We start from the raw sequence: 14,868 nt of genomic DNA on the forward strand, positions 1-14,868 counted from the left end.
CCCCCCTCCGCCCCCGGGGGGGCCCGGTAATACAAAACCCCCTCAACGACCACATTGTTTTGGGGTTGGGCCTACCCGGGGGGGGGGGGGGGCCCCGCGGGGGGGGGGGGCCCCCCCCCCCCCGCCCCTCTTGCGGAGAGAACCAGTGACCTCCAGCTCAGAACAGAGACCGTCCCTGTCCGGCATCGCGCGCGTGATGTCGCGCGTCAGCACGGCGGCGCTGTGGATCGCCGGCATCGGGCTGGTGCTGATGACCGCTTTCGTCGCCTGGCAGGTGTTCGGCCGCTATGTTCTGAACCGCTCGCCGAGCTGGACCGAGCAGGGCTCGGTGATGCTGATGAGCTGGTTCATTTTCCTCGGCGCTGCCGTCGGGGTGCGCGAGAACTATCACCTCGGCTTCGACGTCCTGCTCTACGTGCTGCCGAAAGGCGGAAAGCGTTGGCTGAGGATGATCTCGGATCTCGTCGCGCTCGCCTTCGGCATCGGCATGATCTGGTATGGCAGCCAGCTGGTCGCGCTGACCTGGGGCGCCACCTTGCCGTCGCTCGGCATATCGGGGGGCTGGGACTACGTCCCGCTTGTCGCGGGAGGCGTGCTCATCGTGCTGTTCACGCTGGAGCGCATCGTGCTTCGCCTCTCCGGTGCGCCGATCGACGATGCGCTCGACGAATTGCCGCCGGCCGAAGTCGCAGCCGAACTCGACACAGCCAACGTGAAGGTCTGACGCCATGGAACTCTGGATACTTTTTGGCGTCTTCACCGTCCTGATGCTCATCGGCACGCCAATCGCTTTCTGCCTCGGCGTCGCAAGCTTTGCCACCGTTCTCTATATGGGCCTGCCGCCGCTCATCGTGTTTCAGCGCCTGAATTCCGGCATGAGCGTCTTTTCGCTGCTGGCCATTCCGTTTTTCATCTACGCCGGCGACCTGATGGTGCGCGGCGGCATCGCCAGCAAGATCGTTGCCTTCGCCGGCTCGCTGGTCGGCCACATGCGCGGCGGCCTCGGGCAGGTCAACATCGCGACCGCTACACTGTTCGGCGGCATTTCGGGCTCCGCCGTGGCGGAGGCCGCGGCGGTGGGCGGCTTGATGATCCCGCAGATGAAGGCGCGTGGCTATGGAGCGGATTACGCCGTCAACGTCACCTCGATGGCGGCGCTGATCGCGCTGCTGCTGCCGCCGTCGCACAACATGATCATCTACTCGATCTCGGCAGGCGGAAAGATCTCCATCGCCGACCTGTTCACCGCCGGCATCATCCCGGGCCTGCTGTTGGCCCTGGCGCTGATGATCACCGCCTACTTCGTGGCGCGCTCGCGCGGCTATCCGACCGAGCCGTTTCCTGGCTTCGCCGCCGTCGCGCATCTCTTCGCGGTCGCGGTGCCAGGCCTGCTGCTGATAGCGATCATCTTCGGCGGCGTGCGATCGGGCGTTTTCACAGCCACCGAGAGTTCCTGCATCGCCGTCATCTATGCATTGCTCGTGACTGTCCTGGTCTACCGGCAGATGACCTGGAAAGGTTTCGTTCATGCCACCCACGGCGCCGTGCGCACCACGGCCATGGTGCTGCTCATCATTGGCATGGCAGCGGCGTTCTCGTGGTTGATGGCCTTCCTCAAAGTGCCGGCAGCGCTGATAGCCTCGATGAACGCGATCTCGGAAGATCCGCTGGTCGTGCTGCTCCTGCTCAACCTCTTGATGCTGTTCCTCGGCACCTTCATGGACATGGGCCCGACGATCATCATTTGCACGCCGATCTTCCTGCCCGTGGCGCAGGCCTACGGCGTCGATCCGGTGCATTTCGGTGTCATCATGATCCTCAACTTCGGCATCGGGCTGAACACGCCGCCGGTGGGCGCAGTGCAGTTCGTGGCGTGCGCGGTGGGCAAGATATCCGTCTGGGAAGCGATGCGCTCGATCTGGCCGTTCTATGGGGCCGGCATCGTGGTGCTGGGGCTCGTCACTTACATTCCGGCCATCTCGCTATGGTTGCCGAGCGTCTTCAAATAAGGGCTGGCAATGGCATCGGATATGGCAATCAACCTGAAGGTCGAACGCAAGCCCAAGCTGTCGGAGACCGTGGTCGCGGCGATCCGCAAGCAGTTGCAGGCGGGCGAGATCCAGCCAGGCCAAAAGCTGCCGACCGAGGGTCGGCTGACCGAAACCTTCGGGGTCAGCCGCACCGTCATCCGCGAAGCGCTGGCCAAGCTTGCCGCCGACGGTCTGGTCGAGCCGCGCCAAGGCGCCGGGGTCTTCGTCACCGAGCACATCTCGACGATGTTCGGCACGCTGGCTGCGGACATCGGCAGCAAGGATTCGATCGCGCTCAACGTGCTGGAGGTGCGCCTGGCGATCGAAATCGAATCCGCCGGGCTGGCCGCTATCCGTCGCAATGCCGCGCAGGAAGCGGCGATCCAGGAGGCGTTCTTCGAGTTCGAGCGGCTGCTGTTGAACAGCGAGCCGACAGGTCCGGCCGACCTCGCCTTCCACCGGGCAATCGCCAGCGCCACCAACAATCCGCTCTATGTCGAGATGCTCGACGTGCTCGGCCGGCGCGCCATTCCTTGCGACGTGACATCGCCGTGGTCGACCGAACTCGCCCAATCCGACGCCTATCAGCGCGGCCTGCAAGACGAGCATCTGGTGATCCTGAACGCCATTACATCAGGCGATGCCGAGTCCGCGCGCGAAGCGATGCGCGCGCATCTCAGCGCCAGCCAGCAGCGCTATCGCGAGCGCCTGCATGCACGTCAGATTTTTTATGCCGATTCGGTCAAGGCCGCGGCAACCGAATGACCAATGAGGCAGCCCAATGGGACAGCAATGAATCACACTGAAAACCACACCGACTTCACCTCGCGCTTCGCCATCGACCCTGTCACCGCCGCGGCGATGGGGACGGACGAGCTCCGCCACAATTTCCTGATCGAAGGCCTGTTCCAGCTCGGCCGCATCGGCCTGACCTACACGCATTACGACCGCATGATCGTCGGCGGCGCCATGCCAGCCGGGACACCGCTTCCGCTGCAAGCGATCAAGCCGACCGGAACAAAGAACTTTCTCGATCGCCGCGAAATGATCGCCGTCAACATTGGCGGCGCCGGCATCGTCAAAGCCGGCGGCCAGTCCTACGAGCTGCAACCCCGCGACATGCTGTATCTCGGCATGGGCGCCAATGAGGTGTCATTCGCCTCAGTCAATCCAGCCGAGCCGGCCAAGTTCTATCTGCTCAGCGCGCCGGCGCATCAGAGCCATCCCAGCCAGCTGATCCGCATCGGCGATGCCAAGCGCCTCGATCTCGGCAGTCAGGCGACCTGCAACGAGCGCTCGATCTTCCAGTTCATCCATGCCGAGGGCGTCAAAACCTGCCAACTCGTCGTCGGCATGACCCAGCTCGCCCCAGGCTCGGTCTGGAACACCATGCCGTGCCATGTGCATGACCGCCGCATGGAGGCTTATCTCTATTTCGACCTGCCGGAGACGGCGCGGGTGTTCCATTTCATGGGCGAGCCGGACGAGACGCGCCATCTCGTCATGCGCAACGAGGAAGCGGTGCTGTCGCCGGGTTGGTCGATCCATTCGGGCGCCGGCACCTCCAACTATGCCTTCATCTGGGCGATGGCCGGCGACAATGTCGACTATACGGATGTCGATCCGGTAGCGATGGAAGGGCTGCGATGAGCGACCTCTCGGCTTTCAGCCTGGCCGGCAAGCGCATTCTCGTCACCGGCGCCAACACCGGCATTGGCCAAGGCATCGCCCTGTCGATCGCGCGCGCCGGTGGTGCGGTGGTCGGCGTCGGCCGCTCTGCAATGGATGAGACCGCGGAAAAGATCGGCGCGTCGGGCGGCCGCTTCGAGGCGGTGCGCTGCGATCTTGCCGACCACGCCGCCGCCCAGGCGATGCTCGATCGCGTCTGGGACGAAACCGGGCCGCTCGACGGGCTGGTCAACAATGCCGGCATCATCCGGCGCGCCGACGCCGTCGATTTGGGGCAAGCCGATTGGGACGATGTCATGGACGTCAACCTGAAGACGGTGTTTTTTCTCAGCCAGAGCTTTGCCCGGCGCGTGCTTGCCGATCCCGAACGGCGCGGCAAGATCGTCAATATCGCCTCGGTGCTGAGCTTCCAGGGCGGCATCCGCGTCGCCTCCTACACCGCCTCGAAACACGGCGTGGTCGGCATTACCCGGTTGCTCGCCTGCGAATGGGCGTCGAAAGGCATCAACGTCAACAGTATTGCGCCCGGCTACATCGAAACCAACAACACCGAGGCGCTGCGTGCCGACCCGGACCGCAGCACCGCCATTCTGGCGCGCATTCCGGCCGGGCGCTGGGGCGGGCCGGAAGACATCGGCGACGCGGCCGTCTTCCTGCTGGCGCCGGCGTCAAACTACATGCATGGCGCGGTGGTGCCGGTGGACGGCGGCTGGCTGGCGCGATGACGCGCATGCCCATGACGAGGATGTGGCGATGACCGGAACGAAGATCTTTACGCATGCCGGCGAGGGCGCGTGGACGCCGACCCCGGATGGCAATCGCAGGCGTGTGCTGCTGCACACCGACGAATTGATGATGGTCGAATTCGGGTTCGACAAGGGCGGTGTCGGCGCGCTGCATTCGCACCCGCATGTCCAGGCGAGCTATGTCGCCGAAGGCCGCTTCGAGGTCACCATCGACGGCACGACCGAGATCATGGAGACGGGAAGCAGCTTCATTGTCCCTGCCAATTTGGTCCACGGCGTCAAGGCGCTCGAGGCCGGCCGCCTGGTCGACAGTTTTACACCGCACCGCGCCGATTTCCTCGTCTGACGAGAACCCCCGCAGGTCAGTACGCAGCGGCAGCCTGTCTCGGAAGCAAAAAAGCCCGCGCCTCCGGAGAGACGCGGGCGTGTTGCCTGGGCGCTTGTGGCGCCGCGGTACTCAAAACATCACCGCAGGACCTGAACCTGCCGAATCATGGTGAAGATAGGGTTAATCGACCCGAGCCGTTGCGCGATATTCACAGCCAAAGCGAATAGAGGCTGGAATCACGCTCGCATATCCGCCAATGAGGGGCATACCTTTCAGACGGTGTCGGGGGAGAAAGGACTTGAGGAGCGTTCGAATGTTCGAATCGGCTGTCCGGGCAGTCACCCGACGATTCGCCAGGGAGCTTTGGCAGGTCACGTCGCCGCTGCCTCGAGCCGTTCACCCACTGCCTTTTCGGGCAGCGCCGATCATAGAAATTCCCTGATGCAGGCAGCGGCGGCGAGCGTCCCGGCGGAGGATCCCAAGCGGCGCGCCCTGAAGGACGTGTTCGGCTTCGACGATTTTCGTCCCGGCCAGGACGCCGTGACTGAGGCGCTGCTGGCCGGGCGTCATGTGTTGGCCGTCATGCCGACCGGCGCCGGCAAATCGCTCTGCTATCAGGTCCCGGCGCTGGTTCTGGGCGGCCTCACCATTGTCGTTTCGCCGCTGGTGGCGCTGATGCAGGACCAGGTCGCCGCATTGCGTCTTGCCGGCGTGGCGGCCGATACGATCAATTCCTCGCTCGACCGCGATGCCAATGTCGCCGCATGGCGCCGCGTCGCGGCGGGCCAGACGCGCCTGCTCTATCTTGCACCGGAGCGGCTCATGACCGCGCGGATGCTCGAGGCGCTGGCCAGGCTCGACATCCGGCTGATCGCTGTCGACGAGGCGCATTGCATCTCCCAATGGGGGCCGTCGTTCCGGCGCGAATATGAAGAGTTGTCGCGGCTGCGCGACATTTTCCCTGATGTGCCGATCATTGCGCTGACGGCGACAGCGGACGAGGCGACGCGCACCGATATCGCCGCACAACTGTTCGCCGGGCGCGTCGAAACCCTGGTGCTGGGTTTCGACCGGCCGAACATCAAGCTTGGCGTCGAGGCCAAGCAGGACAGCAAGCGCCAATTGCTGGGCTTCGTGCAGCGTCATGCCGGCCGCAGCGGCATCGTCTATTGCCTGTCGCGCAAGAAGACGGAAGAGATGGCGGCGTTCCTCGAGAAGAACGGCGTGCGCGCCCTGGCCTATCATGCCGGCATGAGCAAGGAGGCGCGTGAAGCAAATCAAAACGCTTTCATGACCCTGTCAGGCGTGGTGATGGTGGCGACCATCGCCTTCGGCATGGGGATCGACAAGCCTGACGTCGCCTATGTCTTCCACACCGACCTGCCGGGCAGCCTCGAAGCCTATTATCAGGAAATCGGCCGCGCCGGCCGCGACGGGCGGGCTGCCGAGGCACATATGCTCTTCGGTCTCGGCGACATTCGCATGCGGCGGCTTTTCATCGATGACGAGGACGCGCCGGCGGAACATAAAAGGCGCGCGCATGGCCGGCTCGATACGCTGATCGGCTATTGCGAAACGGCCCAGTGCCGTCGCCAGATCCTGCTTGGCTACTTCGGCGAACCAGCAATGCCTTGCGGCAATTGCGACAACTGCCTTGACCAGACGCCGCATGCGGATGGCGAGGCGGAGGCACGGATCGTCTTCGCGGCCATCGCGCAGACCGGCGAGCGTTTTGGCGCCGCCCATATCGTCGATGTTCTGCTCGGCCATGAAACCGAGAAGGTCCTGGCCAGGAACCACCACAGGCTTGTCAGCTTCGGGACCGGTGTGGCGCGCAAGAAGGATGTCTGGCAGTCGCTCATCCGCCAACTCGTCGCGGGAGGGTTTCTGACGTTGGACTCAGGCGGCCATGGCGGCCTTGCCATCGCCGAAAAGGGCCGCGCGCTGGCCCGTGGCGAGGTCCCGTTCCGGTATCGCGTAGAGGTGCGGAACCGCGCGGCACAAGGCAAGACTCGTCCCACCCCGAATGCTGCCGCGGGCACGGAAGACCTGGATACCGCGCTCTTGGCCGCGCTCAAGGCGGTTCGGCTGCGTCTCGCCCGGGAGCGCCAGGTGCCGGCCTTCGTGATCTTCTCCGATCGCACGCTAATCGATATGGCCGAACGCTGCCCGCGCGACCTCGATGCCTTCGCCGCAGTCAACGGCGTCGGCGTCGCAAAACTCAGGGAATTCGGCGAGATCTTCCTCGGCGCAATCGCTGCGCACCAATCCCGTGGATCGGCCTGAGACAGCCAAAGATCGGTCCGCGGTGCTGCAGCAGGTCAATTTGCGAGACAGCATTCTTCGCTTCTTGCCGCTGCCACAGGGACATGGGTCATTTCGTCCGACATGGCGCAAAGGATTTGTGACCGGCGCTGTCAGGTTCTTCAGTTCGTCGAGCCAAGTTTGTTCCGGCAAGGGCGATTGCAAATCTTCCTCGCCAAATACTCAAGGTGGCTGGTCCATTCCAACGCTTCAAGCACATCGTCGATATAGCCAAGACCGGCGCGCTCGAATCGATCGATGTCGTTCGGGCTTTGCTCGGCGGCCAGGAGATCGTCTTCGAAATCACTTCGGTCGATTACCCCTTCGGGGATGCGGCCGTCGTCCCATGCGCTGTAAACAAGCGACGCCAGATCGCGCAAGCCAAGCCGGGCGATTGCCTCCAATCAGGCGATCCAGGCGAAATCGTCGTCACCGGCAAGCCTCTCGGTGTGGAATCGCTCGAGAAAATCTCGCATTCGGTCACGCTCGATGCGGCCTTCCGATCTCGTCGCGGCGGCGGCCGAACGCCCGCCGGCACGACGGCGCAGGACCCATTGTCATCGGATGTCATCCGTCGTGCCCTTGCCGATTTGCCTGATCGTGAGAAAACGACGCTGCTGGCTCGCGTGATCGACGGCGATCCGCATGTGGGAAACGAGCTTCGGGCGCTCGTTCGGGATCGCCAGGAGACCTCGGCGGCTCGACCCGCCGTGGCTCGGCGCTCGGCTGGCGAATTGCGCGCCCGTGCCGATGCGATCCGCGAGGCTCGCGAGCGCGAGCAAAGCGAGCGGCGGGAGGCCGAAAGGAATCGGATGAAGGCGGAAGAGGCACGCGCCCGCCGCGCCCGGCTCGACGCGATCATGCGGCGCGGCGAAACCGTGTGGCGCGAGGTGGAGACCGAAATCGAGCGCCGCAATGCTCCCGGCTACGATACGGCCGCCGGTCTTCTGCTCGACCTCAAGGCGATCGCCGAGGAGCGGGGGATGGTTGGCGAGTTCGCCCACCGGCTGCAGGCGATCCGCGAACGGCATATCCGCAAGGGGCGCTTCATCGAACGGCTGAAGCCAATAGGATAGCATGGCACGCAATAGCAGCAAGTCACAGCCGGTGTCGTAGCCCGGCGGGCTTCCGATGAGGACTGGTCAAAGCTCGCCCTCTGCAACAGGTTACATGTAACCACTAGCAGGAGAATCGTCATGGCCTCGCCATCGAAGCCTAAGTCCTCGGGCATGAAGGTGCGGGAACATCGTGAACGTCTGCGCCGGCAAGGTCTGCAGCCGATACAGATTTGGATGCCGGACGTGCGTGCGCCGGCCTTCCGTTCGGAAGCGCATCGCCAGTCACTGGCGGTTGCGGCAAGCGCCCATGCAAGCGAGGATCAGGCGTTCATTGACATGATTTCCGATTGGGACGCGATATCGGATTGGGGTGATGAATGAAGCGTGGCGATATCTGGACGGTCGCCGGCGACAAGGATTACGCCGGCAAACCGCGCCCTGTCGTCATCATCCAGGATGACAGTTTCGATGCGACGGATTCGATCACCATCTGCGGCTGCACGACCGACGAGACGGACGCGCCATTGTTCCGTCTGTCCGTCGAACCGAACGAGCGCAACGGGCTGCTCACCGTCTGCCGACTGATGGTGGACAAGATCACCACGGTCCCAAAGTCCAAGATCGGCGCAAATATCGGGCGGTTAGACGACGCGGACATCCTGCGCCTCAATTAGGCCGTTATCGTTTTCCTCGGCTGGCCGTGTCGCTGAGACTGAAGCCGTGACGGTGAGGATGACAGAATCCACGGAGCCGTCGAGCCTCGGCTGTAATACTGCGAAATCGGTCATTTTCAGCCTTCGGCAGCAGGCTCTCACACCGATGCCGCAATCAGCACCTGCTTCGTCTCACAGCTGCGATCGCGGCCTCCTGTTGCTGCAATTGCTCGATTTTCGCGTTCTGGCGGACTGTGACGGTAGTGGCGACACGCCGGGCTCCCCATAGCCAGTTCGGAATGTTGGTTCTCGCGACTTTGCCCCGGGTGATCGCTGTCGCCGACAGCTCCTTGGCGACTCCACCCATGGCCACGTTGAGTTCGACGCAACTCATCCTGTCGTATTTCGCGGCATCAAAGGATGCATGGAAGGGCGATGCGCAACCTCCGACAAACACGATGCTGCATATCAGGGATATGGCTGGCGAGATGGCTTTCATTTTATCAAGCAGATTTGACGCCGGACGGGCGAATGAGGCATGTGAAGCCTCTACAACACTCTGCCCTGGGCGTCATTCCCTATTCAACCTCGAAGAATTTCGAGAGAGCCGCTGCGGTCCGGTGAGGGTGCTCTTCTGGAAAGAAGTGCCCGCCCGGAACGGGACCTCCTTCAACTCTGTCGGCCCATTTCCTCCAAATAGCCAGCGGTCCGCCTTGCTCCGCATACCAGGTCTCCAGGCCGCCCTGGCTACTCCACAGTGCCAGGAGCGGGCACTTGATGCGACGACCGTTTATCTGGTCCAGCGCGTCATGCTCACGATCGATCGTGGCAGCGGCCCGATACTCTTCGCAAATCGCGTGAATATGAACGGGATCGCGAAGCGCCTTGACATAAGCCTCCCTGATCATTGCAGAGAACATTTCTGCCGGCGATCCCCACTGCACAATCGCATTGTCGACGATGGCATCGGGCGCCGCGCCGATCAGCCGCTCCGGCAGCGGTTCCGGTTGCGCAAGAAGGCTCCAGGGCCAGAAGCCGAGAGCCAGTCTGGCATCCGCCCTGTCCCACGCGGCGGCGGTCGGGATCACGTCGAGGACCGCGACCCTGGATATCTCATCGGGGTGATCGAGTGCCAGGCGATAGGCGACCCGCCCGCCGCGGTCGTGTCCGGCAACCATGAACCGCTCAAAACCCAACTGCTGCATGACTTGAACCATGTCTGCGGCCATGGCGCGTTTGGCGTATGGGCTATGCTCGGCCGAGGAGACCGGGCAGCCGCTTTGCCCATAGCCTCGAAGATCGGCGGCGACGACTGTGAAGCGGGGCGCCAGGGCCGCGGCAATGTCCCTCCACATCAGATGCGTTTCTGGAAAACCATGAAGCAGCAGCAGCGGCGGACCGGTTCCGCCGACCCTTGCGAAAATGGTCGTGTCGTCCAGTTGCAAGCTGGTGGCCCTGAAACCTGCAAACACCGTTTTTCTCCTCGGTGTGCCTCAGGCGACAACGCACAAGGTGGCAGAAGGATCACGGTCGGCTGCTTTGCTGAATTTGTGGCGGTCCTGGAATTCTCCTCAATTGCCAGGTACGGAAGCTGCGGCCACTGATATTTCGATCGGCGCACCCCATATAGCGCCAAAGTGTCGCTTGAGGATTTGCCATGATGATTTCGCGTTCGAGCCGGTTTGCGGTTTTGTTTGCAGGACTGTTCCTGGCTTTTTCCATGGTCACGGCCGATTACGCCGAGGCGCGGCGTGGCGGCAGCTTCGGCAGCCGCGGCACGCGCACTTTCCAGTCGGTCCCGCCGACCAGGACGGCGCCACAGCCGGCCGCGCCGGTCGAGCGCTCGATGACGCCCAACACCGCAACGAACAATGCGGCCCGCCAGACACCGGCAGCCCAGCGACCAGGGATCTTCAGCGGCCTCGGCGGTTCGATGATGCGCGGCCTGCTGCTCGGCGGTCTGATCGGACTTCTTTTGGGCCAGGGGTTCGGCGGCTTGGCTGGCATGTTGGGCCTGCTGCTGCAAGGACTGCTGATCGGCGGCGCGATCATGCTGATCATCCGCTTTTTCCGGTCGCAATCGGCAGGCAACCAAGCGCCTGCCATGGCCGGTGTTCCGCGGAGCATGGGCAATTTTGGGCGAAACGCGGCAGCCCAGCGCGAAGCGGACAACGTCACATCTTTCCCCATTCCAGGCATCGGGTCTGGCTTTGGCCGGACGGCTCCAGCCAACGATCAAATTACGATGACGCCGGCCGATCTCGATACATTCCAGCAGCGGTTGACCGAAGTTCAGGAAGCGTTCGGGCGTGAAGACCATGCTGGCTTGCGCCGGCTGGCGACCCCCGAGATGGTGTCGTACCTGTCCGAAGAACTTGCCGACAATGCCAAGAACGGCATCAGGAACGAGGTGTCGAACGTCAGCCTGCTGGAGGCCGATATTGCGGAGAGCTGGCGGGAAGATGATCGTGACTACGCGACGGCTGCCCTGCGCTACGAGTCTCTTGACGTAATGCGCGATCGCGCCAGCGGCAAGATCGTCGCCGGCGAAGCCGATCGGCCGACGGAAACAACCGAACTGTGGACCTTCACGCGCCAGAACGGCGGCGACTGGAAGCTGGCGGCAATACAGCAGCCCTGACCGTTATGCTGCAGCCTCGGCGGTTCACGTCATCTGGCGAGCCATGATGTATGGACGGTTGTCGTCGCCCTCTTTGCGGGGCTTGAGTGGCAAGAACGTCGAAGCCCGCGGCATCGATAGTCAGTCGCGATGGCGCAGCACATCGACCAGGGCAACGAAAGCAGGCGAGGATTGCCGGCGGCTCGGATAATAGAGATGGTAGCCATCCCAATAGGGCGACCACCCTTCAAGGACCCGCGCCAGCCGCCCTTTGGCGATGTGGGGAAGGGCCATTTCTTCCGGAACATAGCCGAGGCCGCGGCCGGCCAGCGCGGCGTCCAGGACATGAAAGATGTTGTTGAAGACGAGCTGCCCATCGACGCGAATTTTGATCTCGCGGCCGTTCTCCTCGAACTCCCACACATAAAGGGCCCCGGACGTTGGAAAACGGTAGTTGATGCAATTGTGCTGCACGAGATCCTGCGGCTTCTCCGGCGCGGGATGCTCGGCAAAGTAGGATTCTTCGCCGACGACCGCGAAGCGGAAATCCGGTCCGATGCGAGCCGAGATCATGTCTTTCGCAAGCTGCTCGCCCATGCGGATCCCGGCGTCAAAGCGCTCCGTCACGATGTCGGTGAGGCCGTTGTCGAGCAGGAGTTCGACCTTGATGTCGGGATATTTCGGGAGAAAGCGTTTCAGCTTGGGCCAAAGGATGCTGCTGATTGCATAGTCGGGCGCCGACAGCCGGATGGTTCCGGCGGGCTTTTCTCTCAGTTCGTTCAGGGCATCGACCTCGATTTCGATCTGGTCAAAGTGCGGCCCAATCCGCTGCAAAAGCCTCTCTCCCGCCTCCGTGGGAGCCACCGCGCGGGTCGTGCGTGTGAGCAGGCGAACGCCAAGGCGCGCTTCGAGTTGACGGATCGTGTGGCTTAGCGCCGATTGCGATATGCCGAACCGGGCTGCGGCGCGCGTAAAACTACGCTCCCGTGCAACAGCCAGGAACGCGAGCAGATCGTTGACATTCTGCCGCGGCACTCATGAATCCTTGTGATAGCCAGAATTCGATTATACCGGATGAATCGAAGGCGAACACAGAGATTCATTGAGCGGCAGCTATTCGATCCGCGCTCGCCCCGGCGACGAACTACGAGCGGATTGCGCAGGTTTCAGTCGGCGCGTTCAACGCGGATGGTGACGGAACCGGGACGATCGAAGATCGAGACATCGCCAGTGACCTGCCCGAGCCTGATGATGCCAGGCGCCGGGAGGAGACCGCTCCGATAGTAGATCACGAAATGATCGGAACTCCATAGCCCAAGCGTGCCGGCAGAGAAGTCGCGCTGCCGCGCCAGCTCGGGCAAGGCGGAAGGCAGATTGCCGGTCTTTTCCTGGCGCAGATGATCGGACATCTCGATCGTAAGCGGCAGCATCTGCGCCAGAGATCTTGCGGCCTCGTTATCGGCGAGATCGGCTGTGACCTCGCCCCAATCCGAAAAAATGCGAATGCGTTCTTGAGCCATGCCAGATCCAACCGTTCCGAGTGCAATAACAGCGGCGTTCAGCAACAGTTTCAGCATGCCGTCGTGTCTCCCGATCTATGCTGATGGAGCCTGTTCCGTCCGGTACAGGCTCCGTCGCGCCGCTCACGCGGAGAGGTGCTGATTGAAGAAGCTGGTCAGCTTGTCGAACGGGATCAGGTCGACGCGATCGTAGAGGTCGACATGCCCGGCGCCGGAAACCCACACAAGCTCCTTCGGCTCGGCCGCTCGCCTGTAGGCATCCTCGCTGAACTCGCGGGAGTGAGCCTGATCGCCGGCGATGAACAGCATCGGGCGCGGCGAGATCGTCTCGATGTCGTTGAACGGGTAGAAATTCATGAACTTGACGTTGCTGGTCAGCGTCGGATGCGTGGTGATCTGCGGGTTTGCGCTGGCGGGCGTGAATTCACCCCGCGGCGTACGGTAGAAGTCATAGAATTCCCGCTGGATCGGATGGGTGTCGGCGGTCAGCTCATGCACCGTGCCGCTGGTATATTCGACCTCGCCGCCTTCAAACTCTGCCCAGCGCCGCTCGGCAGCTGCAGCAATGGCCTGCTTGCGCTGCTCGACGCTCAGTGAATGGCTAAGCGCGTTGCGGTTGGCGGCCCCCATATCGTACATGCTGACGGTTGCGACGGCGCGCATCCGCGGGTCGATCTTGGCCGCGCTGATGACGAAGCTGCCGCTGCCGCAGACGCCGATCGCGCCGATGCGGTTTCTGTCGACGAATGGCCGTGTCCCCAGGAAATCGACCGCGGCGCTGAATGCTTCGGCGTAGACATCCGGTGAAACGATCTGGCGGGCCTCGCCCTCGCTTTCGCCCCAGAACGGCAGGTCGATGGACATGGCGACGAAGCCCTGTTCGGCCATCTTGGTGGCATAAAGATTTGCGCTCTGCTCCTTCACCGCACCCATCGGATGCCCGACGACGAGCGCCGGATGGCGCGCATTGCGGTCGAGCTTGTTGGGAATGAACAGATTGCCCACAACGTTCATCTCGTATTGGCTCTTGAAGGCAATCTTTTCCAGCGTCACCTTATCGCTGGTGTAGAAGTTGTTGGCGCCGTTTGACATGTCTTGAGCCTTTGCGAAGGGGATGCTGAACAGCGACGCCGCACCGAGCGTGGCAACCCCGGCGCCGGTCAGCTTGAGGAGATCACGCCGGCCAAAGTCGACACTGGACTGCGCCGTGCTCTCGATTCCGATCTGCTTGCTCATGCCTGTCTCCTTTGATCGTCCTGAACTGTCGCAGGCCTGCCGCCCATGCTCATTCCTCGGCATGAGCGGCAGTGTTGCGAATGTCCAAATAGAATAGCGACGACGCCGGCGATCGATTAGACGGCAAAATCCGCATGTCGTTATGAGGGTGATTCATCAATCGAATAGCGCAGGCTCGTCCCGAAGGTGAACAGATTCGTCCGCCTCCGGCCGCATCTGCATGCACAGGAAGAAGATCGTCACCGTGCCCGCCGATCAAAGGTTCGGCGTCAACGAGTTCGACGATGGCATTTGGCCCTTGAGCCTCATGCCCTATGATCTTGGATACTTCGACCTGGAACAGAGGACATTGGCAAAGCCCCATCCCGCATTCTTGGCGCAGCCGGGATGCTCGCACCTATGGTGTATAATGCCGGGGCGCGTGACGGGCTCCATTGCATCCGGAAGGCGGATCAGTTCGTCACTCATGCTATGATCCTTCCTTCTGAGCAGGAGGTGGACTAGCCACCTCTGCGAACGGTGCGGAAAGCACGAGTTCATGCATGTCGAGACGCTTATCCCAACCGCTCGGGAACGGCAGGGCATTCGGGTTAGGCGGCTTGCCGAAAGGTTCGAATCCTGTCGGGTGCAGCATTGCCGCAGTTCGCTTGCCGACAACTATTCCTGCTGGAATTGACAGGGCCA

At 62.6% G+C, this 14,868-nt stretch carries 17 protein-coding genes and 2 pseudogenes; 12 read left to right on the forward strand and 7 right to left on the reverse strand.

Annotated features, from left to right (window positions below):
- Positions 1 to 196: 196 nt before the first annotated feature.
- The 7 genes from AC0L2K_RS34095 (at position 197) to recQ (ending at position 7,079) form a co-directional block, all read left to right on the forward strand.
- Complete coding sequence (locus AC0L2K_RS34095) at positions 197 to 724, forward strand: TRAP transporter small permease (protein WP_031255309.1); 528 nt, start codon at positions 197 to 199, stop codon at positions 722 to 724.
- A gap of 4 nt (positions 725 to 728) precedes the next feature.
- Entirely contained in the window at positions 729 to 2,009 is a 1,281-nt protein-coding gene (locus AC0L2K_RS34100) for a TRAP transporter large permease (RefSeq protein ID WP_473533548.1), read from the forward strand.
- Between the two features lie 9 nt (positions 2,010 to 2,018).
- Entirely contained in the window at positions 2,019 to 2,795 is a 777-nt protein-coding gene (locus AC0L2K_RS34105; RefSeq protein WP_473533549.1) for a FadR/GntR family transcriptional regulator, read from the forward strand.
- Between the two features lie 27 nt (positions 2,796 to 2,822).
- Complete coding sequence (gene kduI / locus AC0L2K_RS34110; RefSeq protein WP_128173606.1) at positions 2,823 to 3,680, forward strand: 5-dehydro-4-deoxy-D-glucuronate isomerase; 858 nt, start codon at positions 2,823 to 2,825, stop codon at positions 3,678 to 3,680.
- On the forward strand, positions 3,677 to 4,444 hold the full coding sequence (kduD, locus tag AC0L2K_RS34115; RefSeq protein ID WP_128173605.1) for a 2-dehydro-3-deoxy-D-gluconate 5-dehydrogenase KduD: 768 nt from the start codon (positions 3,677 to 3,679) through the stop codon (positions 4,442 to 4,444). The genes kduI and kduD overlap by 4 nt, the downstream gene beginning before the upstream one ends.
- 28 nt (positions 4,445 to 4,472) lie before the next feature.
- Positions 4,473 to 4,811: a cupin domain-containing protein gene (locus AC0L2K_RS34120; RefSeq protein ID WP_128173604.1), complete on the forward strand. Its 339-nt coding sequence runs from the start codon at positions 4,473 to 4,475 to the stop codon at positions 4,809 to 4,811.
- Positions 4,812 to 5,234: 423 nt separating this feature from the next.
- Positions 5,235 to 7,079 carry a DNA helicase RecQ gene (gene recQ, locus AC0L2K_RS34125; protein WP_473533550.1) on the forward strand — a complete coding sequence of 615 codons (1,845 nt, stop codon included), beginning with the start codon at positions 5,235 to 5,237 and terminating at the stop codon, positions 7,077 to 7,079.
- Positions 7,080 to 7,139: 60 nt separating this feature from the next.
- On the opposite strand, the pseudogene AC0L2K_RS34130 reads toward recQ, so the two are convergent.
- Positions 7,140 to 7,262 (reverse strand): annotated as a pseudogene (locus AC0L2K_RS34130) (SEC-C metal-binding domain-containing protein); the annotation flags it as partial.
- A gap of 23 nt (positions 7,263 to 7,285) precedes the next feature.
- On the opposite strand from AC0L2K_RS34130, the gene AC0L2K_RS34135 reads away from it, so the two are divergent.
- The 3 genes from AC0L2K_RS34135 to AC0L2K_RS34145 all read left to right on the forward strand — a co-directional run bounded on the left by AC0L2K_RS34135 (position 7,286) and on the right by AC0L2K_RS34145 (position 8,829).
- Positions 7,286 to 8,173 (forward strand): hypothetical protein, encoded by an 888-nt coding sequence (locus AC0L2K_RS34135; protein ID WP_473533551.1) that lies wholly within the window; start codon positions 7,286 to 7,288, stop codon positions 8,171 to 8,173.
- A gap of 120 nt (positions 8,174 to 8,293) precedes the next feature.
- Positions 8,294 to 8,536, forward strand: a complete 243-nt coding sequence (locus AC0L2K_RS34140) for an antitoxin MazE family protein (RefSeq protein ID WP_473533552.1) — start codon at positions 8,294 to 8,296, stop codon at positions 8,534 to 8,536.
- On the forward strand, positions 8,533 to 8,829 hold the full coding sequence (locus tag AC0L2K_RS34145; RefSeq protein WP_473533553.1) for a type II toxin-antitoxin system PemK/MazF family toxin: 297 nt from the start codon (positions 8,533 to 8,535) through the stop codon (positions 8,827 to 8,829). The genes AC0L2K_RS34140 and AC0L2K_RS34145 overlap by 4 nt, the downstream gene beginning before the upstream one ends.
- Before the next feature lie 154 nt (positions 8,830 to 8,983).
- Here the strand turns inward: AC0L2K_RS34145 and AC0L2K_RS34150 are convergent, their stop codons facing one another.
- Together AC0L2K_RS34150 and AC0L2K_RS34155 are read right to left on the reverse strand one after the other, a co-directional pair.
- A complete protein-coding gene (locus tag AC0L2K_RS34150; protein ID WP_473533554.1) occupies positions 8,984 to 9,307 on the reverse strand; it encodes a hypothetical protein in 324 nt (107 codons plus the stop codon).
- A gap of 79 nt (positions 9,308 to 9,386) precedes the next feature.
- Complete coding sequence (locus AC0L2K_RS34155; RefSeq protein ID WP_473533555.1) at positions 9,387 to 10,280, reverse strand: alpha/beta fold hydrolase; 894 nt, start codon at positions 10,278 to 10,280, stop codon at positions 9,387 to 9,389.
- A 188-nt stretch (positions 10,281 to 10,468) separates the two neighbouring features.
- Between AC0L2K_RS34155 and AC0L2K_RS34160 the strand changes: the two genes are divergently transcribed.
- The gene (locus AC0L2K_RS34160) at positions 10,469 to 11,449 is read left to right on the forward strand and encodes a Tim44 domain-containing protein (RefSeq protein ID WP_473533560.1); all 981 of its coding nucleotides are present in this window, start codon (positions 10,469 to 10,471) and stop codon (positions 11,447 to 11,449) included.
- A gap of 120 nt (positions 11,450 to 11,569) precedes the next feature.
- On the opposite strand, the gene AC0L2K_RS34165 is transcribed toward AC0L2K_RS34160, so the two are convergent.
- The 3 genes from AC0L2K_RS34165 to AC0L2K_RS34175 form a co-directional block, all read right to left on the reverse strand.
- The gene (locus AC0L2K_RS34165) at positions 11,570 to 12,463 is read right to left on the reverse strand and encodes a LysR family transcriptional regulator (protein WP_473533556.1); all 894 of its coding nucleotides are present in this window, start codon (positions 12,461 to 12,463) and stop codon (positions 11,570 to 11,572) included.
- A 131-nt stretch (positions 12,464 to 12,594) separates the two neighbouring features.
- Complete coding sequence (locus AC0L2K_RS34170; protein ID WP_473533557.1) at positions 12,595 to 13,005, reverse strand: cyclophilin-like fold protein; 411 nt, start codon at positions 13,003 to 13,005, stop codon at positions 12,595 to 12,597.
- Between the two features lie 66 nt (positions 13,006 to 13,071).
- On the reverse strand, positions 13,072 to 14,184 hold the full coding sequence (locus tag AC0L2K_RS34175; protein ID WP_473533558.1) for an alpha/beta hydrolase: 1,113 nt from the start codon (positions 14,182 to 14,184) through the stop codon (positions 13,072 to 13,074).
- A gap of 199 nt (positions 14,185 to 14,383) precedes the next feature.
- Here AC0L2K_RS34175 and AC0L2K_RS34180 point away from each other — a divergent pair.
- Positions 14,384 to 14,659 (forward strand): annotated as a pseudogene (locus tag AC0L2K_RS34180) (hypothetical protein); the annotation flags it as partial.
- Here AC0L2K_RS34180 and AC0L2K_RS34185 read toward each other — a convergent pair.
- Positions 14,654 to 14,868: hypothetical protein (locus tag AC0L2K_RS34185; protein WP_473533559.1), on the reverse strand; the 215-nt coding region annotated here is incomplete at its 5' end. The pseudogene AC0L2K_RS34180 and the gene AC0L2K_RS34185 overlap by 6 nt on opposite strands.

Source organism: Mesorhizobium sp. WSM4817, from assembly GCF_055811135.1.